At 65.6% G+C, this 24,823-nt stretch carries 24 protein-coding genes and 3 pseudogenes; 12 read left to right on the top strand and 15 right to left on the bottom strand.

Going from position 1 to position 24,823, the window contains the following annotated elements:
• Nucleotides 1-48 precede the first annotated feature (48 nt).
• Both glgA and ACKFR8_RS01290 read left to right on the top strand, forming a co-directional pair.
• Complete coding sequence (gene glgA / locus ACKFR8_RS01295; protein ID WP_408930371.1) at nucleotides 49-1,203, top strand: glycogen synthase; 1,155 nt, start codon at nucleotides 49-51, stop codon at nucleotides 1,201-1,203.
• An 11-nt stretch (nucleotides 1,204-1,214) separates the two neighbouring features.
• Nucleotides 1,215-2,657 (top strand): GH32 C-terminal domain-containing protein, encoded by a 1,443-nt coding sequence (locus ACKFR8_RS01290; protein WP_408930370.1) that lies wholly within the window; start codon nucleotides 1,215-1,217, stop codon nucleotides 2,655-2,657.
• Nucleotides 2,658-2,672: 15 nt separating this feature from the next.
• On the opposite strand, the gene ACKFR8_RS01285 is transcribed toward ACKFR8_RS01290, so the two are convergent.
• From ACKFR8_RS01285 to dapE, 7 genes are read right to left on the bottom strand one after another with little or no spacing between them, the layout of a single operon-like run.
• Entirely contained in the window at nucleotides 2,673-3,539 is an 867-nt protein-coding gene (locus tag ACKFR8_RS01285) for a methyltransferase domain-containing protein (RefSeq protein ID WP_296134939.1), read from the bottom strand.
• A gap of 9 nt (nucleotides 3,540-3,548) precedes the next feature.
• A complete protein-coding gene (locus ACKFR8_RS01280; protein WP_070537056.1) occupies nucleotides 3,549-3,716 on the bottom strand; it encodes a DUF3117 domain-containing protein in 168 nt (55 codons plus the stop codon).
• A gap of 16 nt (nucleotides 3,717-3,732) precedes the next feature.
• Nucleotides 3,733-4,074, bottom strand: a complete 342-nt coding sequence (locus ACKFR8_RS01275) for a DivIVA domain-containing protein (RefSeq protein ID WP_296134942.1) — start codon at nucleotides 4,072-4,074, stop codon at nucleotides 3,733-3,735.
• Between the two features lie 3 nt (nucleotides 4,075-4,077).
• On the bottom strand, nucleotides 4,078-4,809 hold the full coding sequence (locus tag ACKFR8_RS01270; RefSeq protein WP_296134944.1) for a glucosyl-3-phosphoglycerate synthase: 732 nt from the start codon (nucleotides 4,807-4,809) through the stop codon (nucleotides 4,078-4,080).
• Complete coding sequence (folP, locus tag ACKFR8_RS01265) at nucleotides 4,806-5,618, bottom strand: dihydropteroate synthase (protein ID WP_296134955.1); 813 nt, start codon at nucleotides 5,616-5,618, stop codon at nucleotides 4,806-4,808. Before folP ends, ACKFR8_RS01270 begins: the two co-directional genes overlap by 4 nt.
• A gap of 26 nt (nucleotides 5,619-5,644) precedes the next feature.
• The gene (locus ACKFR8_RS01260; protein ID WP_296134946.1) at nucleotides 5,645-6,415 is read right to left on the bottom strand and encodes an LOG family protein; all 771 of its coding nucleotides are present in this window, start codon (nucleotides 6,413-6,415) and stop codon (nucleotides 5,645-5,647) included.
• A gap of 5 nt (nucleotides 6,416-6,420) precedes the next feature.
• A complete protein-coding gene (dapE, locus tag ACKFR8_RS01255) occupies nucleotides 6,421-7,509 on the bottom strand; it encodes a succinyl-diaminopimelate desuccinylase (protein ID WP_296134948.1) in 1,089 nt (362 codons plus the stop codon).
• Between the two features lie 106 nt (nucleotides 7,510-7,615).
• Here dapE and ACKFR8_RS01250 point away from each other — a divergent pair.
• The 6 genes and pseudogenes from ACKFR8_RS01250 to ACKFR8_RS01225 all read left to right on the top strand — a co-directional run bounded on the left by ACKFR8_RS01250 (nucleotide 7,616) and on the right by ACKFR8_RS01225 (nucleotide 13,534).
• Nucleotides 7,616-8,969: pseudogene (locus ACKFR8_RS01250) on the top strand (amino acid permease).
• 18 nt (nucleotides 8,970-8,987) lie between these two features.
• Nucleotides 8,988-9,959 carry a 2,3,4,5-tetrahydropyridine-2,6-dicarboxylate N-succinyltransferase gene (dapD, locus tag ACKFR8_RS01245; protein ID WP_408930369.1) on the top strand — a complete coding sequence of 324 codons (972 nt, stop codon included), beginning with the start codon at nucleotides 8,988-8,990 and terminating at the stop codon, nucleotides 9,957-9,959.
• 78 nt (nucleotides 9,960-10,037) lie between these two features.
• Nucleotides 10,038-11,450: an amino acid permease gene (locus tag ACKFR8_RS01240; RefSeq protein WP_296133786.1), complete on the top strand. Its 1,413-nt coding sequence runs from the start codon at nucleotides 10,038-10,040 to the stop codon at nucleotides 11,448-11,450.
• A gap of 484 nt (nucleotides 11,451-11,934) precedes the next feature.
• Nucleotides 11,935-12,780, top strand: coding sequence for a DUF559 domain-containing protein (locus tag ACKFR8_RS01235; RefSeq protein ID WP_408930368.1), 846 nt, complete (start codon nucleotides 11,935-11,937; stop codon nucleotides 12,778-12,780).
• Between the two features lie 69 nt (nucleotides 12,781-12,849).
• Nucleotides 12,850-13,059, top strand: coding sequence for a helix-turn-helix transcriptional regulator (locus ACKFR8_RS01230; RefSeq protein WP_296133783.1), 210 nt, complete (start codon nucleotides 12,850-12,852; stop codon nucleotides 13,057-13,059).
• Entirely contained in the window at nucleotides 13,052-13,534 is a 483-nt protein-coding gene (locus ACKFR8_RS01225) for a transcriptional regulator (protein ID WP_408930367.1), read from the top strand. Before ACKFR8_RS01230 ends, ACKFR8_RS01225 begins: the two co-directional genes overlap by 8 nt.
• Nucleotides 13,535-13,904: 370 nt before the next feature.
• On the opposite strand, the gene ACKFR8_RS01220 is transcribed toward ACKFR8_RS01225, so the two are convergent.
• From ACKFR8_RS01220 to ACKFR8_RS01190, 7 genes and pseudogenes are all read right to left on the bottom strand, one after another.
• On the bottom strand, nucleotides 13,905-14,468 hold the full coding sequence (locus tag ACKFR8_RS01220) for a GtrA family protein (protein ID WP_408930366.1): 564 nt from the start codon (nucleotides 14,466-14,468) through the stop codon (nucleotides 13,905-13,907).
• 90 nt (nucleotides 14,469-14,558) lie between these two features.
• Nucleotides 14,559-15,317, bottom strand: a pseudogene (locus ACKFR8_RS01215) (pseudouridine synthase).
• Nucleotides 15,318-15,364: 47 nt separating this feature from the next.
• Entirely contained in the window at nucleotides 15,365-16,450 is a 1,086-nt protein-coding gene (gene dapC / locus ACKFR8_RS01210; protein ID WP_408930365.1) for a succinyldiaminopimelate transaminase, read from the bottom strand.
• Nucleotides 16,451-16,453: 3 nt separating this feature from the next.
• Nucleotides 16,454-16,777 carry a ferredoxin gene (gene fdxA / locus ACKFR8_RS01205; protein ID WP_296133774.1) on the bottom strand — a complete coding sequence of 108 codons (324 nt, stop codon included), beginning with the start codon at nucleotides 16,775-16,777 and terminating at the stop codon, nucleotides 16,454-16,456.
• A gap of 53 nt (nucleotides 16,778-16,830) precedes the next feature.
• Entirely contained in the window at nucleotides 16,831-17,220 is a 390-nt protein-coding gene (locus ACKFR8_RS01200) for a hypothetical protein (protein ID WP_408930364.1), read from the bottom strand.
• Nucleotides 17,217-18,086 (bottom strand): PIG-L family deacetylase, encoded by an 870-nt coding sequence (locus ACKFR8_RS01195; RefSeq protein WP_296133772.1) that lies wholly within the window; start codon nucleotides 18,084-18,086, stop codon nucleotides 17,217-17,219. Before ACKFR8_RS01195 ends, ACKFR8_RS01200 begins: the two co-directional genes overlap by 4 nt.
• Nucleotides 18,079-19,671, bottom strand: a complete 1,593-nt coding sequence (locus ACKFR8_RS01190; RefSeq protein ID WP_296133769.1) for an ABC transporter family substrate-binding protein — start codon at nucleotides 19,669-19,671, stop codon at nucleotides 18,079-18,081. The genes ACKFR8_RS01195 and ACKFR8_RS01190 overlap by 8 nt, the downstream gene beginning before the upstream one ends.
• Nucleotides 19,672-19,802: 131 nt before the next feature.
• Here ACKFR8_RS01190 and ACKFR8_RS01185 point away from each other — a divergent pair, with 131 nt between their 5' ends.
• The gene (locus tag ACKFR8_RS01185) at nucleotides 19,803-20,405 is read left to right on the top strand and encodes a GPP34 family phosphoprotein (RefSeq protein ID WP_408930363.1); all 603 of its coding nucleotides are present in this window, start codon (nucleotides 19,803-19,805) and stop codon (nucleotides 20,403-20,405) included.
• 27 nt (nucleotides 20,406-20,432) lie between these two features.
• Here ACKFR8_RS01185 and typA read toward each other — a convergent pair.
• Nucleotides 20,433-22,344 (bottom strand): annotated as a pseudogene (typA, locus tag ACKFR8_RS01180) (translational GTPase TypA).
• Nucleotides 22,345-22,605: 261 nt separating this feature from the next.
• Between typA and ACKFR8_RS01175 the strand changes: the two are divergent.
• From ACKFR8_RS01175 to ACKFR8_RS01165, 3 genes are read left to right on the top strand one after another with little or no spacing between them, the layout of a single operon-like run.
• Nucleotides 22,606-23,334 carry an Rv1157c family protein gene (locus tag ACKFR8_RS01175; RefSeq protein WP_408930362.1) on the top strand — a complete coding sequence of 243 codons (729 nt, stop codon included), beginning with the start codon at nucleotides 22,606-22,608 and terminating at the stop codon, nucleotides 23,332-23,334.
• Complete coding sequence (locus ACKFR8_RS01170; protein WP_296133764.1) at nucleotides 23,334-23,870, top strand: DUF402 domain-containing protein; 537 nt, start codon at nucleotides 23,334-23,336, stop codon at nucleotides 23,868-23,870. Before ACKFR8_RS01175 ends, ACKFR8_RS01170 begins: the two co-directional genes overlap by 1 nt.
• A gap of 24 nt (nucleotides 23,871-23,894) precedes the next feature.
• On the top strand, nucleotides 23,895-24,815 hold the full coding sequence (locus tag ACKFR8_RS01165; RefSeq protein WP_296133762.1) for a DUF808 domain-containing protein: 921 nt from the start codon (nucleotides 23,895-23,897) through the stop codon (nucleotides 24,813-24,815).
• Nucleotides 24,816-24,823: the final 8 nt, after the last annotated feature.

The following is a 24,823-nucleotide window of genomic DNA, read 5'->3' as shown; positions in this document are numbered from 1 at the left end:
CTCCGTGACTCCTGCACGCGGGGGCGAAGATCCGTATTCTGGGCAGGTATGAGAGCCGGAATTTTTTCAAAGGAGTACCCGCCGGAAATCTACGGCGGGGCGGGCGTGCACGTGGCGGAGCTGACCCGCTTCATGCGCGAGATTATTGACGTATCCGTTCACTGCATGGGGTCCCCGCGCGAAGAACAGGACGTCTTCGTCCACGGCGTCGATCCGGAGCTGGCGGAGGCCAACGGGGCCATCAAGACGCTTTCCACCGGACTGCGGATGGCCAACGCGGCCTCCGATATTGACGTCGCCCACTCCCACACCTGGTACACCGGCCTCGGCGGTCACTTGGCCGGGCGCCTCTACGGCATCCCGCACGTAGTCACCGCCCACTCCCTCGAGCCACACCGCCCGTGGAAGCGCGAGCAGCTCGGCGGAGGATACGACATCTCCTCTTGGTCGGAGAAGAACGCCATGGAGTACGCCGACGCGGTCATCGCGGTCTCCGCCGGCATGAAGGAGTCCATCCTGGAGGCCTACCCGCGCATTGAAGCCGACAAGGTCCACGTGGTGCTCAACGGCATTGACACCAAGACCTGGCAGCCGGGTGAGTCCGCGGTGTTGGACCGCCTGGGCGTGGACCGGCAGCGCCCCGTCGCCGCGTTCGTCGGGCGCATCACCCGCCAGAAGGGCGTTAAGCACCTCCTCAAGGCGGCGCAGGATTTCGACGAGGATGTCCAGCTTGTGCTGTGCGCCGGCGCGCCCGATACGCCGGAGATCGCGGCTGAGACGGAGGAACTCGTCGATAAGCTCCGTGCGCAGCGCGAGGGCGTCTTTTGGGTCAAGGACATGCTCTCCCGGGAGGAGATCAAGCAGGTGTACTCCGGTGCCGACGTGTTTGTCTGCCCCTCCATCTACGAGCCCCTCGGCATCGTCAACCTGGAAGCCATGGCGTGCGGCACGGCCGTGGTGGCCTCCAACGTGGGCGGCATCCCGGAGGTCGTCGTCGACGGCGAGACTGGTCTTTTGGTCCCTTATGACGCCGCGGATGAGGCGAGCTTTGAAAAGGATATCGCGGCCGCCGTCAACCGCGTCGCAGCGGACAAAAGCCTAGCTCAGCGCTTCGGCGCTGCCGGTCGTGAGCGCGCCATCCAGGACTTCTCCTGGGCCACCATCGCGCAGCAGACCGTGGACATTTACCGCTCGTTGATGTAGGAAGGACTGCCGTGACTCAACACCGCCCAGAACTTCACTTCGTACCAGATTCCGGAATCCTCGATGCCCCCGCGGGCATCGTGCGCGATGGCGATACGTGGCACCTGTTCCACCAGTACCGCCCGAACGCCGGCCAGCCTGCGCGCTGGGGCCACACCTATTCCGCGGAAACCCCGTACGCGTGGCTCGACTGCGATGATGTCCTTGCCCCCGTCGGCGGCGAGCTGTCCCTGCGCGCCGGTTCGGTGGCTGAGGGCCCCGACGCCCTCCACCTGTACTTCACCTCGGTGACCTCGGTGGGAACCTCGGTGCGCCTGGCTCGCTACACCGACTTCCGCGACGAGTGCGAGGTCTCCGACGATGACTCTGCGCTCGATCCCAACGTCGTCCGCTTCGGTGAGGCCGTCGGCGCCCGCACCAGCTTCGACCGCTTCCGCTCGCCGTCGGTGGTACCGGATTGGGCCGAGGGCGACCGCGAGGAGGGCCACGAGGGCTGGATCATGCTGGCACTGACCGGCCACTCCGACGCCCCGGTTCCGGTAATTTTGGACAGCCCCAACGGCTCTTCCTGGAACCTCCTCGGCCCCCTGACATTTAGGGGCAATCCGGGCTTCGACGAGGGTGAGGTGCCGGCCACCTCCGCCATCCCGCCGGTGGTCTCCCCGCGCTTGGTGCGCCTGCGCGATGAGGTTGACGGCGAGATTTACGATGTCCTCTTTGTCACCCTCGAGCGCGCCGGGCGCGACGTCTCGGGCTACATCGTCGGCCGCCTCGACGGCACCGAGTTCACCGTGTCCACTGGCTTCCAGCTCGTGGACTTTGGCCACGACTTTTCCCGGCCGCGCAACACCAACACCACCACGGGCACCATTGACCAGGAGCACCGCTACGACCGTGCCGTCATCCTGGGCCTGCTCAACGGCAACGGCCGCGGCGACGACGCCACGAAGCACCCCACGTGGGAGGCAGAGGGCTGGGCCAACAGCCTGTCGCTGCCGCGCTCCGTCACGCTGCAGGGCGGCGTGCTGTATCAGACTCCGGCCATCGGCCTGCCGGATGCAGTGAAACTATCGGACCGCGCCCAATCGTGGACCGGCGTGCTGGAGGTGCCGGAGGGCTCCGGCGTCACCGTAACTTTGCGCGATGGCGCCGGCGATCCCGCCACAGTTATCTGCCACTCGGGTTCTCAGATCAGCCTGGACCGCTCCATGTCGAAGGCCTTCGACCACTACTTCAAGGATTCGGCTCCGGCGGTCGCCGAGCTCGCCGAAGGCGACTCGGACACCCTCACCATCATCCAGGACGGCGCCACGGTGGAGGTATTCGTCGACGGCGGACTCGTGGCCATGAGCTCCCGCGTCTACTTCGACGGCGGCTGCTCCGCCATCGAGGTGGAGGCCACCGGTGAGGCGGTCATTGAGCAGTCCTGGACTCGCTCCGGCTCGCGCCGCTAGATCCGGCGCTCGATTCTAGACCGCGCGCAGGCGGTCCAGGCGGGCGCGGGCCGTGACGGTCAGCGTCTGCGGCAGGGCCGCCATGCGCTCCTCCAGTTCCGCGGCGCTGATGTGGCGCGCGGACGGGCTCATCCCCACCTGGGCGGCGATAGACTGCTTGTCCAGCTCGATGGGGAAGGAAATATCCACCGGGTCGGCCGCCTGCTCCAGGTACCCCTCCGCCTGGGCATACATGCGGTCAACCTTGCCGGCCTCGACGCCCAAGATTCCCAGCGGCTCGCGCAGCTCATCCAGGTGGCCTGCCTGTGGCGTTAGCACAATCACTTCCCCACCGGGGGCGAGGATGCGCTGGAATTCCGCCGGGTTGCGCGGCGCGAACACCACGGAAATCGCGTGCACCGATGTATCCCGGATGGGCAGACGTTCCCACACGTCCGCCACCACTGCGCCCACGCGCGAGTGGCACTTAGCCAGGTGCTTGGCCGCGTGGGTGGAAATATCGAGGCCCACGCCGCGCGCGCCCGCAATCGAATCGAGTGTGTGGGCCAGGTAGTAGCCCGTGCCCGCGCCGACCTCGAGGAGGGCGGGGGCCACGGAATCGTCGAGATGCGCTGCGTCGAGTGAATCCTGCACCGCCCCAGTCACCGCCTCCACGAAGGGCGCAAAATGCCCCATGGACAGGTAGGTCTCGCGCGCGGTCACCATGGCGGCGTCATCGCCCTGGTGCTTGAGGCCGGCGCCGGCGGCAAGGGTGACGTAGCCCTGCTTGGCCACGTCATAAGAGTGGCCGGTCTCCGACACGAGGCGAGCAAAGTCATCGGCGCCTGTCAGCGCGCTGCCATCGGCGGGATCGGCCAGAATGTCGACGATATGAGAAAGCATGTACCTAGACTAGCTAGAAACCTCCACGAGGAGGGAACCGAGCTGCGCTGCTTCCTCTTTGCTCAGCTCGATGACGATGCGCCCACCCCCGTCGGAAGGGATGCGCATCACAATTTTGCGGGACTCCTCAACTGCTTCCATCTCTCCACCGGTAGTACGGGGCTTCATCGCTGCCATAGTGAGTCTCCTTCGACTATTTTTGTTCTTCCGCCCAGTCTACCGTCTTTTCGCCGCCAACCGGCACGCTTCGCTGCGGCGTCTGCTCCGTGAGCAACTCCGGGTGCGACTTGAGGAGGGTCTCCACCGCTGCGAGCAGCTCGTCTACCTGATCCTGGCGGTATCCGCGCGGGGCGACGTCAAAACGCAGATCGTCGAAGGAACCAGAATAGAGCGCGCGGAGGTTGCCTTCCGTAACGTCGGTGGCCGCGTCCGGCGTCTCCATCACGGTGCCACGGCCAAAGATCACCGCAGAGACCCACGTGCCGATGACAATGAGGGCGAGCAGGACCACGATGAGCAAAATCCAGGACATCATGCGCTAAATCCTACCCATCAGCGGCGGGCGCTGCGCCACCGGTCCAATCACCCCGGCGCGCGACAGGATGGTGCCGGCCACTACCTCCGCCATCGGCGCAAGTTCGACCAGCGGGCGGTTGCGGTGGGTACGCGTGCCCAGGTCCACCTCGGCGATGGCGTGTGCGCCGTGGCGCTGGGCGACGTCTATGAGCAGCCCCGCCTCCACCCCGTAACCGTCGACGAAGGGCAGCTGCCGCGCGGTGTCGCGCCGCAGCGCGTACTCCCCGCCCAGCGGCTGGTCAATGTGGCCGAGCTCCGGGTAGAACTGCCGCAGCAGCGGCTTGGCCGTGAGCTCCGTGACGCGCCCGCCGCCGGTGGGCCGACCCTGGAAGCTGCGCCGGTAGCGCGCCTTGACCAGCTGCACGTGCGGATCCACGAAGGGCTCCGTAAGCGCGGTAACCATCCCCGGGGCGGCGGATTCGAGGTCGGCGTCCACGAAGACCACGATGTCGCTCGTGGCGGCGGCGACCCCACGCCAGAGTGACTCGCCCTTGCCCGGGCGCGGAGTCTCTTCCAGGATGTCGCGCCAGTTGCGCACGGTGGCGCCGGCGGCAGCGGCCTCGGCGGCGGTAGCATCCTCCGAGTCGGCATCGATCACCAACACCTCATCGGGCCCGTCCGCCAGGCAAGCGCGCACCACGTGCGCGACGGTGGCTTCCTCATTCAGTGCCGGGATAATGACGGAAACGCTCATGCCAGCCCGCGGGTGGTCGCCAGCGGAACCATCTCGCCCTGGATGGCGGCGGTCATGCGGATGACGTCGAGGGTCGGCCCCACCTCGTGCACGCGGAAGGCGGCCACGCCGCGCGCGGCCGACCAGGCAGTGGCGGCCAGGGTGCCGGGCACGCGCTGGGCGACGTCCCTATCTACCGTCTCACCCACGAAGTCCTTGTTCGATAGCGCCATGAGCACCGGCCAACCGGTGGCTACGAGCTCGTCGACGCGCCGCAGCAGCTCCAGGCCGTGGAAGGTGTTCTTGCCAAAGTCGTGGGTGGGGTCGATGAAGGTCAGCTCTTCCGGGCACCCGAGCCCGGCCGCGCGCTCCGCTAGCCGCGTGGTCTCCGCGATGACGTCCGCCACCACGTCGTCGAAGTGCACGCGGTGCGGGCGGGTGCGCGGGACTACCCCGCCGGTATGCGAGCACACGTAGCCCACCTGTTTGTCGCCGGCGACCTCGATGAGCTCCGGGTCCCAGCCGGCCCACGTGTCGTTGACCAGGCCGGCGCCGGCAGCAATGGCCGCCTCCGCCACCGGTGCGCGCCACGTGTCCACGGAAATCAGCGCCTCCGGGTGGCGGCGGTGCAGCTCCGCGATGGTCGGGACGACGCGATCGATTTCCTCTGCTGCGTCCACGTGTTCGCCTGGACCGGCCTTGACACCGCCGATGTCGATGATCGAGGCGCCGTCGGCAAGCGCCTGCTCCCCTCGCTGGACTGCGGGGTCCAGCTCGAAGGTTGCCCCCTTGTCGTAGAAGGAGTCCGGCGTGCGGTTGACAATCGCCATGACCTGGGCAAGGCCGCGGTCAGTGCTCACTTGGCCGCTTCCTCGCGCAGGCGCTTGTCCGACATGACCTTGTGGGAGGCCAGGATGTGGGCCAGTGCCTCGTCCGGATCGTCGGTGATGAGGAAGAGATCGAGGTCGTCTTCGCTGATGAAGCCGCCTTCCGCCAGGGTGCTCTTCATCCACTCCACCAGGCCGGACCAGTAGTCGCGCCCCATGAGCACGATGGGATAGTTGGTCACCTTGCCGGTCTGGACCATGCACATGACCTCGAAGAACTCATCCATGGTGCCCATGCCGCCCGGAAGGCAGATGAAGGCCTGGGAGTACTTGAGGAACATGGTCTTGCGCGCAAAGAAGTAGCGGAAGTTCAGGCCCAAGTCCACGTAGGGGTTGAGCCCCTGCTCGTGCGGCAGCTCGATGCCCAGGCCCACGGAGAGCCCGCCGGCCTCGTGCGCGCCGCGGTTGGCGGCCTCCATGATTCCGGGGCCGCCGCCGGTGATGACGGCGTACTGGGCCTCCGCTAGGCGACGCCCCATGGCCACGCCCAGCTCGTAGTTCGGGTCACCCTCCTTCGAGCGCGCGGAGCCAAAGACGGTGACGGCCTTCGGCAGCTTAGCCAAGGCATCAAAACCGTCGACGAACTCGCCCTGGATGCGCAGGACGCGCCACGGATCGGCGTGCTGCCACTCGTGGTCCGCGCCGGACTGCAGGAGGCGCTGGTCAAAGGTGGAGGACTGCTCGCCGGCGGTGCGAACCAGGAGGGGGCCGCGCAGGGTGCGGATTTGCTCAGGCGTCATGGTGTTTATCCCTTCAGGTAGGTCAAGAGAGCGTGCGAAACTTCGGTGATCTGGGAGACGGGGACCTGCTCGTCCTTCTTGTGGGCAAAGCCCGGGTCGCCGGCGCCGAAGTTGACGGCCGGGGTTCCCATCTCAGAGAAGCGGGCGACGTCGGTCCAGCCGTACTTGGCGCGGACGTTGCCCCCGACGGCGTCGACAAGCGCCTGCGCCGCCGGCTGCCCCAGGCCGGGCTTGGCGGCGCTGGCAATGTCATCGATCTCGATGCTGACGTTCTCGTGCTCGCCGATGACCTCCTTCATGTGCGCCAGGGCCTCCTCCGCCGTGCGATCCGGGGCGAAGCGGAAGTTGACGAACATCCAGGCCTCGTCCGGGAGGGTGTTGGTGGCCACGCCGGCTTCGAGGTGGACGATGTTCATCCCCTCCTTGTACGTACAGCCGTCAATCTCCACGTCACGCGGCTGGTAGTTCGCCACGTTCAGCATCACCGGCGCCAAGGTGTGGGCGGCGTTGGAGCCCAGCCAGGCGCGGGCCGAATGCGCGCGGGTGCCGTGTGCGGTCACCCGCAGGCGAATCGTGCCCTGGCAGCCGGCCTCAATCATTCCGCCGGAGGGCTCCCCCAGCAGGGCGAGATCTCCCTCCAGCCACTCCGGGTGCTGCTCCTGCAGATGACCCAGGCCGTTGAACTCGGTGGCGACCTCCTCGCCCTCATAGGCAATCACCGTGAGATCGTGCTTGAGCTCCGCGGAGTCATAGAGCTGCGCGAAGGCGTTGAGGTAGACGGCCATGCCGGACTTCATGTCCACGGTGCCGCAGCCGTACATGGTCTCCCCATCCTGAGACATGGAGTGCGGCACGTTATCTGCCAGCGGCACGGTGTCGATGTGGCCGGCGAGCACCACGCGGGACCCCAGCCCCCTGTTGGTGCGGGCGCACACGGTGTTGCCGAAGCGCTCCACCTCCACCTTGTCCTGGTCCAGGCTACGCAGGGCCTTGTCGACGGCGTCCGCAATCGCCTCCTCCTCGTGCGAGGGGCTGGGAATATCCACGAGCGCCTTGGTGAGCTCAATAGGGTCGGCAAAAAGATCTAAAGTCACAACCCGCCATGCTAGCGCCCCCGGTGCGAGGCCGCATTGCGTAAAGTACACCTATCTACTTAAAACCACTGTTAAATACTTATTTGTTACCGAAGGTGATCTCCCCATGGCCGCACAATTAAAATCTAGACACCTCACCATGATGGGCCTCGGCTCCGCGGTGGGCGCGGGCCTCTTTCTGGGAGTCGGCCTCGGAATCCAGAATCTCCGGCACCTCCGTGCTGCTGTCCTACTCCGTGGCCGGCGCACTTATTGCGCTGGTGATGTGGATGCTGGGAGAAATGGCCGCCGCGCGGCCCTCCCTGGGCGCCTTCTCCACCTACGCGGGCCAGGCCTTCGGGCCGTGGGCGCGGTTCACCTTGGGCTGGATCTGCTGGTTCATGCTGGTCATGGTCATGGGTGCCGAAATCACCGGCGCCGCCGCCATTATCTCCAGCTGGTTCGGCATCGATCCGTGGATACCGGCCCTGATTGCCGTGGTCTTCTTCGCGGTGGTTAACTTCGCCGCCGTGGGCGGCTTCGGCGAATTCGAGTTCTGGTTCGCCATCATCAAGGTCGCCACCATCGTGGCCTTCCTGGTGGTCGGCGCGCTCATGGCGCTGGGCATCCTGCCCGGCATGGACCTCTCCCAGGCCGCCACCAACTTCACCGAGAACTTCCTGCCCAACGGCGGCCCCGGCTTCGCCGCCGGCCTCCTCGCCGTGGCCTTCGCCTTCGGCGGCATTGAGCTGGTGACCATCGCCGCCGCCGAATCCGAGGACCCCGCCCACAACGTGGCCACCGCCGTGCGCGCCATCATCGTGCGCATCATGATCTTCTACATCGGCTCCATCGTGGTCATCACCATGGCGCTGCCGTTTAGTTCCATCCAGGACGCCGACGTCGCCGCCGACTCCCCCTTCACCCTGGTTCTCTCCGCCGCCCAGATCCCCTTCGCCGCGGGATTCATGGAGGTCATCATCGCCTTGGCCCTGCTCTCCGCGTTTAACGCGCAGATCTACGCCACCTCGCGCCTAGTCTTCGACATGGCCAAGGACCACAGCGCGCACCACGTCTTCCTCAAGACCAACACCTCCGGCTCCCCCGTCTTCGCGGTGCTGCTGTCCATCGTCTTCGCCTTCGCGTCCGTGATCCTGCAGTACTGGAACCCGCCGGGACTACTGGCCTTCCTCTTCAACGCGGTGGGCGGCTGCCTGCTGGTCATCTGGTTCTTCATCGTGGCTTCCTACCTCAAGCTGCACCCGCAGCTCAAGGCCAACGGCGAGCTCACCAGCCTGCGGATGTTCGGATACCCGTGGCTGCCGTGGCTGTGCGCGCTCGCCCTGGTGGGCCTGACGGTGCTCATGCTCTTCGATCCTTCTGCCCGCAACCAGGTCATCGCTGTGCTCATTCTCACGGTAGGCCTTATCGTGGCCTTCTTCGTGCTACCAGGTACGCGACAGCGCGCGGACTCCCAGTAGCTGCTAGGGTGTGTCCCTATGACTTCTGCATCCGCACGCGGCCTGGCAACCATTACCCACGACGGCACCGTCTTGGACGTGTGGTTTCCCGCTGTTCACACCGATACCCCAGTAGAAACCAGTGGCACCGAGCGCCTGGAGGAGACCCCGCAGCAGTTCGCCGCACTAGTCGGCCCGGACGATGAGCGCGGGGTGGCCCGCATCGCGGTGGAGACTTCCATCAAGGACCTCGACGAGGCCCCGGCCGATACTTACGACGCCTACCTGCGCCTCCACCTCCTCTCCCACCGCGCGGTCAAGCCGCATGGCCTGAACGTGGACGGCATCTTTGGCAAGCTGGCCAACGTGGTGTGGACCAATTACGGCCCGTGCGCCGTCTCCGACTTCCAGATGGTGCGCGGCCGTCTCGCCTCCCGCGGCCCGGTTGTGGTCTACTCCGTGGACAAGTTCCCGCGCATGGTGGACTACGTGGTTCCGTCCGGCGTGCGCATCGGTGATGCCGACCGCGTGCGCCTGGGCGCCCACCTGGCAGAGGGCACCACCGTCATGCACGAAGGCTTCGTCAACTTCAACGCCGGCACCCTCGGCGCCTCCATGGTCGAAGGCCGTATCTCCGCGGGCGTCGTCGTGGGCGACGGCTCCGATATCGGCGGCGGCGCGTCCATCATGGGCACCTTGTCCGGCGGTGGCAAGGAGGTCATCTCCATCGGTGAGCGCTGCCTGCTCGGCGCCAACTCCGGCATTGGCATTTCGCTTGGCGACGACGCCGTGGTCGAAGCCGGCCTCTACGTCACCGCCGGCACCAAGATCGCCGTCCACGGCAAGATTGCCCAGGCGCTCGAGGTTGCCGAGGGCGACACTATCAAGGGCTCCCAGCTCTCCGGCGTCTCCGGCGTGCTGCTGCGCCGCAACTCAGTCTCCGGCGCCGTAGAGGCCGTGGACTGGAAGTCCGATGCTGTGGCTCTCAACGAGGACCTGCACAAGAACTAAGAACTAGCGCTCCTGAGGCCTCCGTGGGTATCCGCCCGCGGGGGCCTTTGTGTGTACCCGGGCCCGCCGCTGCCTAGAATGCTAAAGGTGACTGCTCAAAACGATTCCTCGACTCGCTCGCTCAGTAGCGGCCTCAAGGTCCGCCACCTCACCATGATGGGGCTGGGCTCCACCATTGGCGCGGGCTTGTTCCTCGGTACCGGCGTGGGCATCTCCGCCGCCGGCCCCGCCGTGCTGCTGGCCTACGTCATCGCGGGCTTCCTGGCCATCCTCGTCATGCAGATGCTCGGCGAAATGGGCACGGTCATCCCCGCCTCCGGCTCTTTTTCCGAGTACGCGGAGCACGGCATCGGCCGCTGGGCAGGTTTCACCCAGGGCTGGATTTATTGGCTGGCCACCGTCGCGGTCCTCGGCGCAGAAATCACCGGTGCCGCCGGCTTCATCGGCGCCTGGTTTGACTGCCCGCCCTGGATCCCCGCCGCCGTCTGCGTCGCCCTCTTCGGCGCCATCAACTTGCTGCGCGTGCGCATGTTCGGCGAGTTCGAGTACTGGTTCGCCTTCATCAAGGTCGCGGTCATCGTCGCCTTCCTCATCATCGGCGCGCTGCTCATTTTCGGTCTCCTGCCCGGCCATTCCTTCATCGGCACCTCGGTCTTCCTCGAGGATGGCTTCATGCCCAACGGCTTCGGCGGCGTGGCGGCCGGCTTGCTCGCCGTGGCCTTCGCCTTCGGCGGCATCGAGGTCGTGGCCATCGCCGCTGCCGAATCCGAGGATCCGGAAAAGTCCCTGGTCAATGCCGTGCGCACCACGATTACGCGCATTTCGGTGTTCTACCTGGGCTCCGTGCTCGTCATCACGTTCCTCTTGCCCTACTCGTCGCTCGGCTCCGCGCAGTCCGCCGCCGAGTCGCCTTTCACCATGGTGCTCGAGCGCGCCGGCATCCCGGGCGCTGCCGCCATCATGGAGGTCGTCATCGTGCTGGCACTCCTGTCTGCCTTCAACGCGCAGATCTACGCCTCCTCCCGCATGATGCACTCGCTGGCCTCCCGCGGCGAGGCACCGAAGCTCTTTGCTGCCACCGACAGCCGCGGCGTGCCCACCCCCGCTATCGCCCTGTCCGTCGCCTTGTCCGTGGTTATGGTCGTGCTCAACTACGCCGACACCGGCTGGCTGTTGTCCTTCATGCTCAACGCCGCCGGCGCGTCCCTGCTCATCGTGTGGGTCTTCATCGCCGTAAGCCAGTTGCGCCTGCGCCGCCAGCTGGAGGCCATCCACCCGCTGCCGGTGCGCATGTGGGCCTTCCCCTACCTCACGTGGTTCGCCCTGGCACTGTTTGCGGCCATCGCGGTGCTCATGCTTACCGACGCCTCCGCCCGCCTCCAGCTCTACTCCGCCGCCGCCATGTTCGTCGTGCTAGCCGTCGCCGGGGTCATCAACGCCAAGCTGCGCGGCATCGCCCCCACGGCGCGCCTGCCGCTGCCGAGCGCCTAGCTCCGTCCCGCTCCACCCCGCTGCACCCCGACCCGCTCCACTCCTCCCCGCCCTTCGCCCGCGCCCTTCACGCCTCGCCCCTCGCCCCTCCGCGCCTCTTCCCTCGCCTTCCTCTCCGCCCCTTCGCCCTTCGCGCTCACCGGCGACTGGCATGGCGTCGGAAAGCAGCCCTCGATGAGCGCAAAGGGCGCAAAGCCCATCAGCGCCACGATCGCAGTCCCTCCGCCCCCTCGCTTCGTCGCCTTCCCCTCCGCCCCCCCCTTCGCGCTCACCGCAAGCGCTCCACAGCCATTCCGCCCCGCCCCCGTGAGCGCAAAGGGTGCGGAGCGGGGGTCGCGGGGCGCGAAGAGAGGCGCGCGGACAACCGCACAAATCGCGGACACGACAACATAAAGCCCCGAAAACCGGCCCTTAATGCCAAGTTATCCACAGGCGAGGATTAGGCCATCGACGCGTCGCCAAGCAGTGCATACGTTGAATCCTTATGAAGGCATGGACCACTGCAGAGCTGCGCGAGATGGGGCTGAGCAAGGAAGCGATTAGGCGGAAGCTGCGCGAGGGCACACTTCATCGTGTGCACCGCGGGATATATAGCGATGACGCTTCGCCGCTGGCGGTCGCTCGGGCACTGGCGCACGGGCTCAGGCGCATTCATTTCACGGGCAAGACTGCGCAGGAAATTCATCTTGGCCGGCAGCTGACTTTCCCGTTGGAGGCTGAGGGGCCGCGCACGCTCGAGGGCAAGAATTTCCGCGTGACGCATTCCCGGCTCGCGGCCACGTCCACGGTCAACGGCTTACCCGTTGTGCAGGTGTTGTGGGCCGCGCGACGGATTGCTACCGCTTGCGGGCAGTTGCTGGAAGAGCACTATCGCGGCAAGCGGGGCCCGGGCCGCCTCGACGCCGACCAGCGGCGAATGCGCAGGATACCAAGGCTGCTGAAGGAGGCACTCCGCAAGACGCCGATTGGCACAGACAGCCCGCCGGAGCGCACCCTCAGCCGGAGTCTGCGTAGCGACGGCATTTTTCCGGAACATAATGCGCTCATCGCGGGCTACCACTTCGACATCAAAATTGGCCGGCTCGTCGTGGAAATTGATGGCTGGGAGCACCACAAGCACAGTCGGAGCTTCCAGGCAGACCGCACAAAGCAGAACGCGGCGGTCGCGCACGGCTACTCGGTTCTGCGCTTTACAGCCGACGACATCCGCTACCACCTCGACGACGCCCTCCTGCTCATCAAAACCATGCTCGAGCTGCTCAAAGGGCGCAAGCCCAGGCTGCCCGCATCGGTGACACAGCCCTATTGGACGTGGCACGTATGCCTTTAACTCTTGCCATAGTGACAACTATCCTTTACACTTAGTCATGTAGGCACGACAGGCCGTAAAGGAGGACAGGTGCCCGAACATCCCAACATGGTCCGCAAATGGCGCCGTTGGCTCGAACTATCACAGGCCGAACTCGCCGAGCGGGCCGGCGTCTCCCGCCAAACAATCGCAAACATTGAACGCGGCAACTATTCGCCGTCCGTGCACCTCGCGCTGGACATTTGCCGCGAACTAGGAAAGTCCGTCGAAGAAATTTTTGGAGCTGAACAACATGATTAACGCCATTGCCAACTACTCCCTCAACGAAATCGAGCGCGTTTCCCGCGACGAATACGAGCGCGAGACCTTCTACAAGGCCTGCGCCATTGCCGCGCCCCCGGTACAGTTCGCGGAGCTGGTCATCGCCGCCATTCTCGCCTGGGCCCTCCCCGGTCAACTCAGCCTGCTGAGCTTCCTCGCTCTGCTCCCCTCCATCGTCGGAAACGTCATCGGCACGGTATGGCTGCGCCAGCGCGTCGCCACCCCGCTCGTCGGCCGCAATTGGACCATGATGGCCATCTACCTCATCCCGATGTTCGTCATGTTTGCTGGCATCGCCTACCACGCCTACGCGCCTGCCGACGGCCACAACCCAGCCGCGTACCTAGCCGGAACCGCCGTCGGCGCCATCGCGGTGCTTATCCTCACCCCATTCATCCGACGCCACCAGCACCGCCGCGACCAGGCTCGCCTCGACGCAGAGCTCGAAGACTAGCCTTTCTCATCCCTCCTCCCGCCCTTCGCGCTCACCGCGGACGGCGGGAGCGACCGTTTTACGGCCCCCGTGAGCGGCAAGGGTGCCCGCTGCCCTTCGCGCTCACCGCCGCGACCACCCGGCGCCCAAACATCCCCCCCGTGAGCGGCAAGGGTGCCGGCTGTCCTTCGCGCTCACCCCTGCGACCACCCGACGCCACGATTCACCCCACCGTGAGCGCGAAGGGGCCGGAGCTTGCCCAAGCCTCCCCTCCCGCTCACCGCCGCGATAAAAAGGCCCCGCAGCCTTACGCTGGTGAGCGCGAAGGGTGCGGGGCGGGAGCGCGACGGGTGCGGGGCGAGGCGGGGCGAGGCGGGGCGAAGGGCCGATATTAAGCCGGCTCGGTCTCGTGCACCACGACCGGCTTCGAAGGCTTCGAGCGGAAGGTCCACAGCTTGTTGAGCACAAAGTTGATGGGCGTAGCCACCACGATGGAGATGGCGTTGGCCCAGTAGTACATGGTGCGGAAGCCGGTCGAGTCATCGAAGATGTGGGGCGGCAGCTGCAGCGGCGAGGTCGGGTTCATGAGCAGGTACTGCACAGCAAGAGTGACCAGGTAGGCGCCGAAACCGGTGATGAGGAAGGGGAAGAAACCGCGCAGCCACGACACCTTCGTCACCGACTTGAACGTCCACATGCGGTTGAGCTGGTAGTTCCACGTGTTTGCCACGAGGAAGGCAATGGTGGACAGCAGCATGAACCACCGGACGTGGAATTGGGTGCCGAAGAGGTTGAACATGGCGTCGTGCGGCGTAGCGCCCCACCAGTTGAGGGCGCACTTCGCGGCCACGATTGAGGTTGCGATGTTGACCAGCGCACCCGAACCGCCAACCAGGCCAAACTTGATAAACTGGCCAAGGTTCGAGACAAAGCGAGCGAAGCTCAAATCCGCCATGAACGAGCCCTTCTAACTAACACGAAATGAATAAAACTCCGATTGATTCTAGTCGCTCCCCCTGCGCGATAAGAAAACGCGCGCCGGATTCTAGCGGGAAAATCGGCGGGAGCGCCCGGTGAAGGGGTCCCTAAATGACAGCTCCGTGTGGTCCAGCTGCAGCGGAGAGGAAAAGTCGTAGAGGTCCAGGCCACGGTCGACGGGGTAGGTATCATCGCCCACAATCGGGTGGCCCAGAAAGTTGAGCACCACGCGGATTTGGTGGGTGTGGCCGGTGAGGGGGTAGACGTCGGCAAGCATGCCCTGGGCGTGCAGCCGAGTCACCGTGGGAGTGCCCGCAGGATCCACCAGAATCTGGCGCTCACCGCGCTAACGCCGCATGCCGACGCGGACGGTTCCGTCGTAGAACAAGGGTGCAGTGAGCCGGGCCTGGTAGTGCTTGGCCACCGCACGGTCCTGAAAAAGCCGCTGGTAGGCACCGCGCGTATGCGGGTTGCGGGAGCACAGCACCAGCCCCGCGGTCAGCCGGTCCAGGCGGTGTAAAGGCACGATGTCTTCCTCGCCAAAGTCCACGCGCAGCCGCGTCTGCAGAGTCTCGCGGACGAGACGACCATTGGACGTCGTGGGGAGGAAGTGCGGTTTATCCGCAACGATGAGGTCTGAGTCGGCGTAGAGCACCGAGTAGTCGAAGGGAATGGGCTCTTCTGCGGGCACGTCCGGGTGATACCAGGCCAGAGTCGGGCCGGGCAGCTCGGTTCCGGGCTCGAGGACAGTGCCGGGCGAAAACGCGGAATCGCCCGCCTCTCCCGCCACGTAGGTGGGAGAAGCAGGCACGATGCCGTTCAGCATCACCTTGCGCGGGCTGATCCCGTCGCGCGCCGGCGGGCGAAACGCCACTACTGAGCTAGGCGCTGGGCGGCCGCGGCCACGCGCTCGTCGGAGCCGTTGAGGCCTATACGCACGTATTTCTCGCCGGCGGGGCCGTAAAAATCTCCAGGCGCGACGAGGATGCCTCGCTCCGCCAGCCAGTCGACGGTCTCGCGGCAGTTCTCCCCGCGCGTGCACCACAGGTAGAGCCCGGCCGCAGAGTGCTCGATGCGAAAACCGTTGTCCGTGAGCGCGCGCATGAGCTGGACGCGGCGCGCGGCGTAGCGCTGGCGCTGGAGTGCCTCCGAGGCATCGTCCTCCAGCGCCGCCACCATGGCCGCCTGAATCGGCCCGGGGACGATGAGCCCGGCGTGCTTGCGCAGCTCCAACAGCTCCGCGATGAGCTCGCTATCGCCGGCGAAGAAACCGGCGCGGTAGGAAGCCATGTTCGCCGACTTGGACAGCGAGTGCATGGCGATGAGCCCGGTATTGTCGCCGTCGGTAACGCGCGGGTCCAGGATGGACACCGGCGGGTTCTCGTCGTCCCAGCCCAGGCTCATGTAGCACTCGTCGGAGGCCACGATGGCTCCATGCTCGCGCGCCCAAGCCACGATGCTGCGCAGCTTCTCGACGCCTAGCACCTCGCCCGTCGGATTCGACGGCGAGTTGATGAAAACCAGCGAGGCGTCCTCGAAGTCTTCATCCGCGCGCAGGGGCTTGGCGCCTGCCAGCAGCGCGCCGACCTCATAGGTCGGATACGCCACCGAGGGAAACGCCACGGTCTGACCGCGCATGCCCAGCAAGGTGGGCAGCCACGCAATGGCCTCCTTGGTGCCGACGACCGGCAGGACCGCGTCGACGTTCATGGAATAGCGGCGGCGCAGGGCCTTCGCGATAGCCTCCCGCAACTCCGGGGTGCCCTGGGTCTGCGGGTAGCCGGGGGCCTCCGCGGCAGAAGAAAGCGCGAGCTGCACGCCGGGCGCTACCGGATCCACGGGGTTGCCCACCGACAGGTCCACGATGCCGTCCGGGTGTGCCTGGGCCTTCTTCTTGGCCCCGGCGAGCGAGTTCCACGGGAAGTCAGGAAGGATGCTTCCCAGCGGCGTGCGTGCCATGCCCTACTCCTGGTTCTGCGGCGGCAGCGCCGCAATCATTGCGACGTCGAAGTCCTGCGGGCCGAGGGCCGCAGCTCCGCCCGGGGAGCCCAGGTCATCAAAGAAGGCGGCGTTAGCGTCGTTGTAGTCCAGCCACTCATCCGGGACGTCGTCCTCGTAGAAGATGGCCTCGACCGGGCATGCCGGCTCGCAGGCGCCGCAGTCTACGCACTCGTCGGGATGGATGTAGAGCATGCGCTTGCCCTCGTAAATGCAGTCGACCGGGCACTCTTCAACGCAGCCGCGGTCCATCACGTCGACGCAGGGCTGCGCGATGGTGTAAGTCATAGGGTGTTCAAACTCCTGTATGTCACGGGTTTTCTACAGCTAACAGTATGCTACTACCGCTTAAAAAATGGCCAAACGCTTCCCGCGATTCCAGCCCCAAGCAGCAGCAGGCTGAGAATATTATTGGCCAGAAGCGTATCGTCCCCGATGGCGCCTCCCAGCAGGAACGCACAAAAGCCGGCTATCCACGCACACCCCGGGATGCTCGCAATGTAGGGATTCTCACTCCACAGCCGTGCTGTGCGCGTGAGCACCCCGTTGAACCAGAAAGCAATGAGGATCGTGATGGGAAAGGCCACGCTGGTCCCGCCCGGCCACGGCAGGCGAGCGGTCAGGTAGACCACCTCGAGGGTGAGCGAGCACAGCGCACCAAGAACCAGCCAGGTCAGTCCGCCTACCTGCTCCGCGCGGGAAAAGTCGGTGCGGATAGCGCGCTCGCTCACAGCTGCCCCAACAGAGTTTCCTGCGGGGTGCCCTGCCCCAGCTGGTAGAACTCCTGGCGCAGCAGCGGCATGGTGAGCAAGTTGGACAGGGCGTAGGCGCCGGGCACCTCTAGAGGCGCGCGCAGGCCCGCCTGCGCCGCATGGGGGTTGACCGCGCTCAGCGTTCCATCCGCCGGCCAGATCTGGGTGGCGTGGGCGCGCATGGCGGCGCGCTTGGCCTCGAGGGCGTGGCTGGTAAGGGAGTAGGTCACATCGGCGCCTTGGTTGGTGAAGTTGTCCAGGTAGGCCTGATCCGGCAGGCTCCAGCCCTCCGGCGCGGCGATGGACTCCAGTCCCGAGTAGTGGGCAGCGCGCTCGAATACGGCCCACCAGATGTGGAGGTCATGAGGCGCAGCCGCGTGGACCGCGCGGTGCACCGCGATGTGGTCGGGGTGGCCGTAGCCGCCATCCGGTCCGTAGGTGAGCACTGCGTGGGGCTGGAGGGCGGCAAACTGCTGCTCCAGGAGCTGCGCGGCTTCGTCGACGCGGTTGACCAGCGCACGCGGGTTATCGTGCGCCGGTGAGCCTTCCATGCCGGAATCGCGGAAGTGTCCAAAGCCGCCGAGCTGTATGCCGCGCACGCCCAGCGCGTCGAGGGCGCGCTTGAGCTCCCAGGCACGGAAGCCGCCGAGTTGGTCGGTGTCCGCCAAGCCCTGGTAGGGCTCGCCGATGATCTCGCCCTCCTCCCCCAAGGTGGCGGTCACCACGGTGACCTCGGCGCCGCGGGCGGTCATGTCCGCCAGGGTGCCACCGGTAAAAAGCACCTCGTCGTCCGGGTGCGCGTGCACGGCCACCACGCGGTAGCCGGCCAAATCGTGCTTAGTCATCTTTCCTCCACTGGCCTGCGCTCACCAGGCCAGATTCCCAGTCATCAATGCTTTGTCCGGGCCCCACAATACCCTTGCCCAAGGCGTGGATTCGCACCTCCTCCAGCAGGGGCACGTAGAGAACATTGTCCTCGTTGAGCTGGCGCACGCGTTCTGCGGCACCGCGCTCATCCACCTCGCCGGACAGGATTTCCGCCGCCACGGCTTGCGAATTTTCCGGGCAATAGCCGGACAGGTCAGCGGCCGGGCGGGTCGGCGTTTCGCAGATAAAGTAGTCCGCCAGGCTAGTGGCACCACCGCTCGTCTCATCCCAGGACACCACGGCATCCGCCCTGTCTTCCGGCAGCCACTCGGAAGTGATGGTGCTCAGGCGCTCGCTGACCAGTTCGGCATCGATGGCCTTCGAGCGGAGCACGTCCACGATGGTGTTGGCCGCAGCCAGGGCCGTCGGGTTGAGCGGGTCGACGGCGATGCGCAGGGGCTTGCGCCCGGCCCGCTCGCGCAGCGGGCTCAAGTCTTCTTCCTCCCCAAACGGGTTCTCCCCCGCCTTAAGCTCGGAGGCGCGGCCGGTGGCCAAGCGCGCGATCTGGTCGGTATCGAGCAGCGAGACCAGCGCGCGGCGCTGCGACTCCTCCGGCAGGGCGCCTGGACGCGCCGAGACATGCAGGCGCAGCTCGCGCGGGCGGGTGACTACCCCGGTGTTGACGTTGCTGAGCAGCCCCAGGTTTTCCAGGGTGGTCTGCTCCGGGGTGATATCGGCGAACCCGATCTGCTCGGAGCGCAGCATGTTGACGGCCTGGGCGGTATCGCGGATGCCGCGGAGCTGGATGACGTCGACAAGCGCTGGCTCCTCACCCCAGAAGCGGTCGTTGCGGTTGAGGGTGATAACACCCCGGCTGCGATCCATCCCGGCGACCAGGAAGCGGCCGGCAGAGGCGGGGATTCCATCGGCCAAGGCGGAGACAAAGTCCTTGTCTTCGAGCAGGTGGGAGGGCAGCAGGTGGGCAAAGAGTGCGTGCCAGTCCTTGACCCGGTGGTTAAAGTCCACCGTCACCACCCGCCCGTTGCCGGAGGTGCGCACCGCCGAAATAGCGCGGTAACCGGCGGCATTGTTGACTCCGGCGGTCTGGTTCATCTGCTCCCAGAGGTAGGTGAAATCGGAGCCACTAATGGGAGTGCCGTCCGACCACTGCGCCGGAGCGGCAATGGTATAGCGCACCCGCATGGCCACGCTGCCGGGCGCGTCAATCTCCTCGGCAGATTCCAGCACGTCCGCGTCCATCTCGTCGCCGTGGAAGGCAGAGGGCAAGACCAGCTCCGCAATCTGGCTAACCAGCTCGGAGTTGTTGGCCATGATGTGCGGGTTGAGCCCGCCGCGCAGCGGATCGACGCCAATAGCCACCGTGCTGCGCTCCGGCAGCGCCTCCTCCTGCTCCGCCTCGTCCGGGGTGGTCGTCGTCGGAGACGCCGAGGTCATATCAGGAGACTCCGCTTCCACCACCGGGGGTGGTCCGGGGTTGGCCTGGCAGCCCGCGAGCACGCCGGCGGCGAGCACCGCTGCCAGCCGAGGGAGGAAATGGTCCACGCCCACACACCTTTACGCTTGGAAAACTTAGTCCGCTCTAGCTTAATACCCGCTGCTGTCTGAACCCATTTTTCACTATCGTGGTGGGCGCGCACGCTGAGCACCACCACACGCGGAGGAAGGTTACCCACATGCTGGCCTGTGAAGAGATGTTCCTACTCCTGACCGATGACACCACGATTGCCCACCACGATGTCCTGTTACGCGCCGCGCTGTTGGCGGATCTCCTCTTGGAGGAAGCCGCGCACATCGACGGCAACCACAAGGTGCTGCCCACGGCCACACCCCGGCATCCCGTGCTGGCCCGGGCGGTGGAGGAAATGCGCAATCACAAACACCTCGATGCAGACATGCTCCTCCAGGCGGAGTGGTTTAGCCCGCGCACGGAGATAGCCCAGGCGCTCTCGGCGCAGGGCACGGTCGATGTGGAGGAGGAGCGCTGGTGGCGCAGCGAGCGCCTGCAGGTCACGGACCCGAACGCACGGGAGGAGCTCAAGCGCACGTTGGTTGCTGCCATCAACGGCACCGCCCCCGCGTCTTTGCAGGCGGTCATCCTGGTGTCCATTTTGCGCGAGGCCGGCGGGGCCTACACCCTCCTACAGGAGGAGCTAGAGGGGCTAAATCGCCACGAGGCGAGGGAGCGGATGGACGCGCTGCAGGCAGAGCCTGAGCTTAGCGACGTCCAACGCACCTCCCTCGCCTCAGTCGCCACCGTGCTGGCGGCGCTTTCTTAAGCTGCAGTTAGGGGCTGCAGTTCGGCCTTACTTGTTCAGCTGCTTGGCGCGGGCGGCCGCGCGCTTGCGGTCGGTGGCAGACAGCTCGACCTTGCGCACGCGCAGGACCTTCGGGCCGACCTCGACGCACTCGTCGTTGCCACAGAACTCAAGGGCCTCATCCAGGGAGAGGGTCTTGGCCTTGGCCAGCGTGACGGTGGCGTCCGCGGTGGCGGAGCGCATGTTGGTCAGCTTCTTCTCCTTGGTGATGTTGATGTCCATATCCTCATCACGGTTGTTGGCGCCGACGACCATGCCCTCGTAAGCCTCCATGCCCGGCTCCACGAAGAAGTCGCCGCGGTCAGCCAGCTGCATCAGCGCGTATGCGGTGATCTGGCCGGAGCGGTCCGCCACGAGGGAACCAGTGGCACGGGATTTGATTCTCGCCGGCCCACACGTCGAGGCCGTCGGAGATGGAGTTGGCGATGCCGGAGCCACGGGTTTCGGTGAGGAACTGGGTGCGGAAGCCGATGAGGCCGCGGGCGGGGACGCGGAAGACCATGCGGACCCAGTCGCCCTCGCGCACGTCCATGGACTGCATCTGGCCCTTGCGGGAGGCCAGCAGCTGGGTGATGGCACCCTGGAACTCCGACGGGGAGTCGATGGTGAGCATCTCGTAGGGCTCCATGGTCTTGCCGTCGATGACCTGGGTGACCACCTGCGGCTTGCCAACGGTCATCTCGAAGCCCTCGCGGCGCATGTTCTCAATAAGCACGGAGAGAGCCATCTCGCCGCGGCCCTGGACCTCCCAAGCATCCGGGCGCTCGGTCGGCAGCACCTTGATGGACACGTTACCGATGAGCTCCTGGTCCAGACGGGCCTTGACCATGCGGGCGGTGAGCTTGTCGCCGCCGCCCTGGCCTGCCATCGGGGAGGTGTTGACGCCGATGGTCATGGAGATGGCCGGCTCGTCCACCTTGATGCGCGGCAACGGCTTCGGATCCTCCACGTCGGCGATGGTGTCACCAATCATGATGTCGGAGATACCGGAGATCGCCACGATGTCACCGGCGATGGCCTCGGTGTCCGGCTGGCGCTCGAAGCCGACGGTGCGCAAAAGCTCCGCCACCTTGACGGTCTTGGTGTGCATCTCGCCTTCGTCATCGTAGTGCATCCAGGCCACCTGCTGGCCCTTCTTGATGGTGCCGGAGTAGATGCGCAGCAGGGCGATACGGCCCAGGAAGTCATCGGAGTCCAGGTTGGTCACGTGTGCCTGCAGCGGGCCGTCCACCGACGCGGAGGGCTCGGGGAGGACGTCATAGATGACGTCGAAAAGCGCCTGCAGATCCTCGGAGGCCGGAACGTTGCCGTCGCCCGGGTTCTCGGTGGATGCCTTGCCCTCGCGGCCGGAGGCATAGAGGACCGGCAGGTCCAGCAGCTCCTCGGCGGCGGCAGCGGCCTCTTCGTCCTCCAGGCCGGCGGCGATCTCCAGCAGCAGGTCCTGGGACTCAGCAACAACCTCGTCGATTCGCGCGTCCGGGCGGTCGGTCTTGTTCACGCAAATGATGACCGGCAGTTTGGCCTCCAGCGCCTTGGTGAGCACGAAGCGGGTCTGCGGGAGCGGTCCCTCGGAGGCATCAACCAGAAGCACGACGCCGTCCACCATGGAGATACCGCGCTCGACCTCACCGCCGAAGTCGGCGTGGCCCGGGGTGTCGATCACGTTGATGATGAGGTCCTGGCCGTCCTTACCCAGGCCCTTGCGGTGGATGGCGGTGTTCTTCGCCAGAATGGTAATGCCGCGCTCGCGCTCCTGGTCATTGGAGTCCATGACGCGGTCCGTGTGCTCGCCATGGTCGCCGAAAGCGCCGGACTGCTCCAGCATTCCGTTGACGAGGGTGGTTTTACCGTGGTCAACGTGTGCGACGATGGCTACGTTACGGAACTCAGTGTTACTCACGTGTGGGGTGCTCCTTAAAGCAGAATGCGATGTGCGTGTGAACGGCCCTTAAATATACCCGCTGGTGCCCTCGCACGCAGCATCGAGGGTTGCGGGCGTCTCGACCGTGTGTAACGAAACGGTATCGGCGGCCGACATACCGGGCAGTAGCACCCATAGCGGGTTGACTACTCCGAAAAAGTGAATATTGTGACACCAGATATTAAAGTGACGGTTGTTGCTTTCTGTGATTCACTTTTCGCCCCCACACAAGGATTCTTCATGCCCATGTTCACCACCGCCCAGCGCTCTTCCAGCTCCGCCCCGCGCGGCGCAGCTGCGATCGCCGCTACCGCACTGATGGCGTTCATGAGCATCTCCCCTGCTCACGCGGACGCGCCGGATCTCTCCTCGCTGGCCGCGCTGAACGGCGAGGCCAGCAGCAATCCGCTCGACGGCCTGGGCCGGCCTACCCCGGAAACGCAGCAGCGCGTCCGGGACTTCGCCGCCCAGCCGTGGGTTCCGCAGGACGCGCGCTCCGCCATCCTGACCGCCCTCAACTTCGCCAGCGGCGGCGGCGAGGGTGGCGCGCCGTTGCCGGAGGGCAATAACCCGGCCTTCCGCCAGTTCTACTGGCCCACGGTCTCCGCGCAGTGCATCGGCGGGCAGGGCAACTCGGTGGGCTCCGCCATCGCAGTGCCCGGCCCCACGGATATGCCGGCGCCGGGCGCCGGGGAAGGTGAAACCGTCTTCCTCTTCACCGCCTTGGGCACCCCCACTGCTGCGGAAGAGCAGGGTTCCATGAACGTGCAGTGGTTCAACCTGGATACCTTCCAGTTTGGCACCACTCCCCTGGTCAACAACGGCATCAACACCGACGGCCCCACCACGGTCTCCGGCCGCGCCGCCACCGGCAAGGGCACCGTCGTCGCCGTACTGAGCGGTGCCGTCAACACCGCAGAATCCGCGTGCTCCTTCCCCCCAACCGCAGCCTTCCTCGAGGTGAACTAGTGAGCGTCGATCTGCACCCAGTCAAGCAAGAGACCTTTAACACCGCCGACAACATCAACGTCGACCCCAAGGGCTTCCTTCGTGAGGTAGACACCTACCGCGTCACCGACTTCGGCCTCTACATGGCCCGCGGGGCGAACCACCCGCGTTTTGGCTACCTCGAATCCTGGCTACTGCCGGAGCTCGGCCTGCGCGCCAACATCTTCCACTTCCGCGAGGACGTGGACGTGCACCAGGACTTCTACATCGACGTGGCCGATATTCACGTGGACGGGCACGTGTGGACCACCCGGGATCTCTACGTGGACCTCGTTACCACCTCCGGCGAGCCGGTGGACGTGCTCGATATCGACGAGCTGGCCGCCGCTACCTCCACTGGGCTTATCAGCGCCGAGGAGGCAGAACGCGCGATGGAGCGCACGCTGACCGCCGTGGAGGGCATCACGCGCTACGGCGATGACGCCATGAGCTGGCTGCGCGCCCTCGGCATCGACCTCACATGGGCTGAGAAGGTAGAGTTAGTTCCTGCTGAATAACTCTTAAAAGGATGTGATCTCACCGTGGCAGGAGGCCTCTTTGCCCTGCTTGACGACGTTGCCCTGATTGCCCGCTCCGCCGCTTCCAGCGTGGACGACGTGGCTGCCCTCGCGGGCAAGACTTCGATGAAGTCCGTGGGCGTCGTCGTGGACGACGCCGCAGTCACCCCGCAGTTTGTCGATGGTGTCAAACCCCAGCGTGAGCTGCCGATAATTTGGCGCATCACCAAGGGCTCCCTGATCAACAAGCTCATCATCATTCTGCCCATCGCGCTCATCCTCTCCTGGATTGCGCCCTGGGCACTGACTCCGATCCTCATGTGCGGCGGTACCTACCTCTGTTTCGAGGGTGCCGAGAAGATCCTGCACTTCCTCTTTCACCGCGGCGAGGAGGAGAAGAAGCCCGTCCGCGAGTCGGGCGGGGATGCCGAAGATTCGCTGGTGCGCTCGGCCATTACCACGGACCTGATTCTCTCCGCCGAGATCATGGTCATCTCCCTCAACGAGGTCATTGACCAGCCTTTCTGGATGCGCCTGGCCTCCCTCATTATCGTGGGCATCATCCTGACCCTCGGCGTCTACGGTGCTGTCGCTGTCTTGGTGAAGATGGATGACATCGGTATGGGACTGCTCAAGCGCAACAACGGCGAGTCCGTCCTCGGCACCGCCCTGGTCAAGGGCATGCCGGTGGTGCTCGACATCATCGGTGTCATCGGCACCGCCGCCATGCTGTGGGTGGGTGGACACATCGTTATCAAGGGCCTCCACGACTTCGGTGCGGAGCAGCCCTACGGCTTCATCCACAGCGTGACCGACAACATCAGCAACGGCGCGCTGACCTGGCTGGCGGATACCGGCATGTCCATGGTCTTCGGCCTCATCCTGGGCACCGTCGTGGCCACCGTCATCATGGCGGTCAAGGCCACCGCAGAGCGCGTGAAGTAGACCCCACT

This window comes from Corynebacterium axilliensis (assembly GCF_046097495.1).
Classification (GTDB): domain Bacteria; phylum Actinomycetota; class Actinomycetes; order Mycobacteriales; family Mycobacteriaceae; genus Corynebacterium.
Note: the sequence above shows the minus strand (reverse complement) of the source record. Positions and strands in the feature narration are given on the sequence as shown.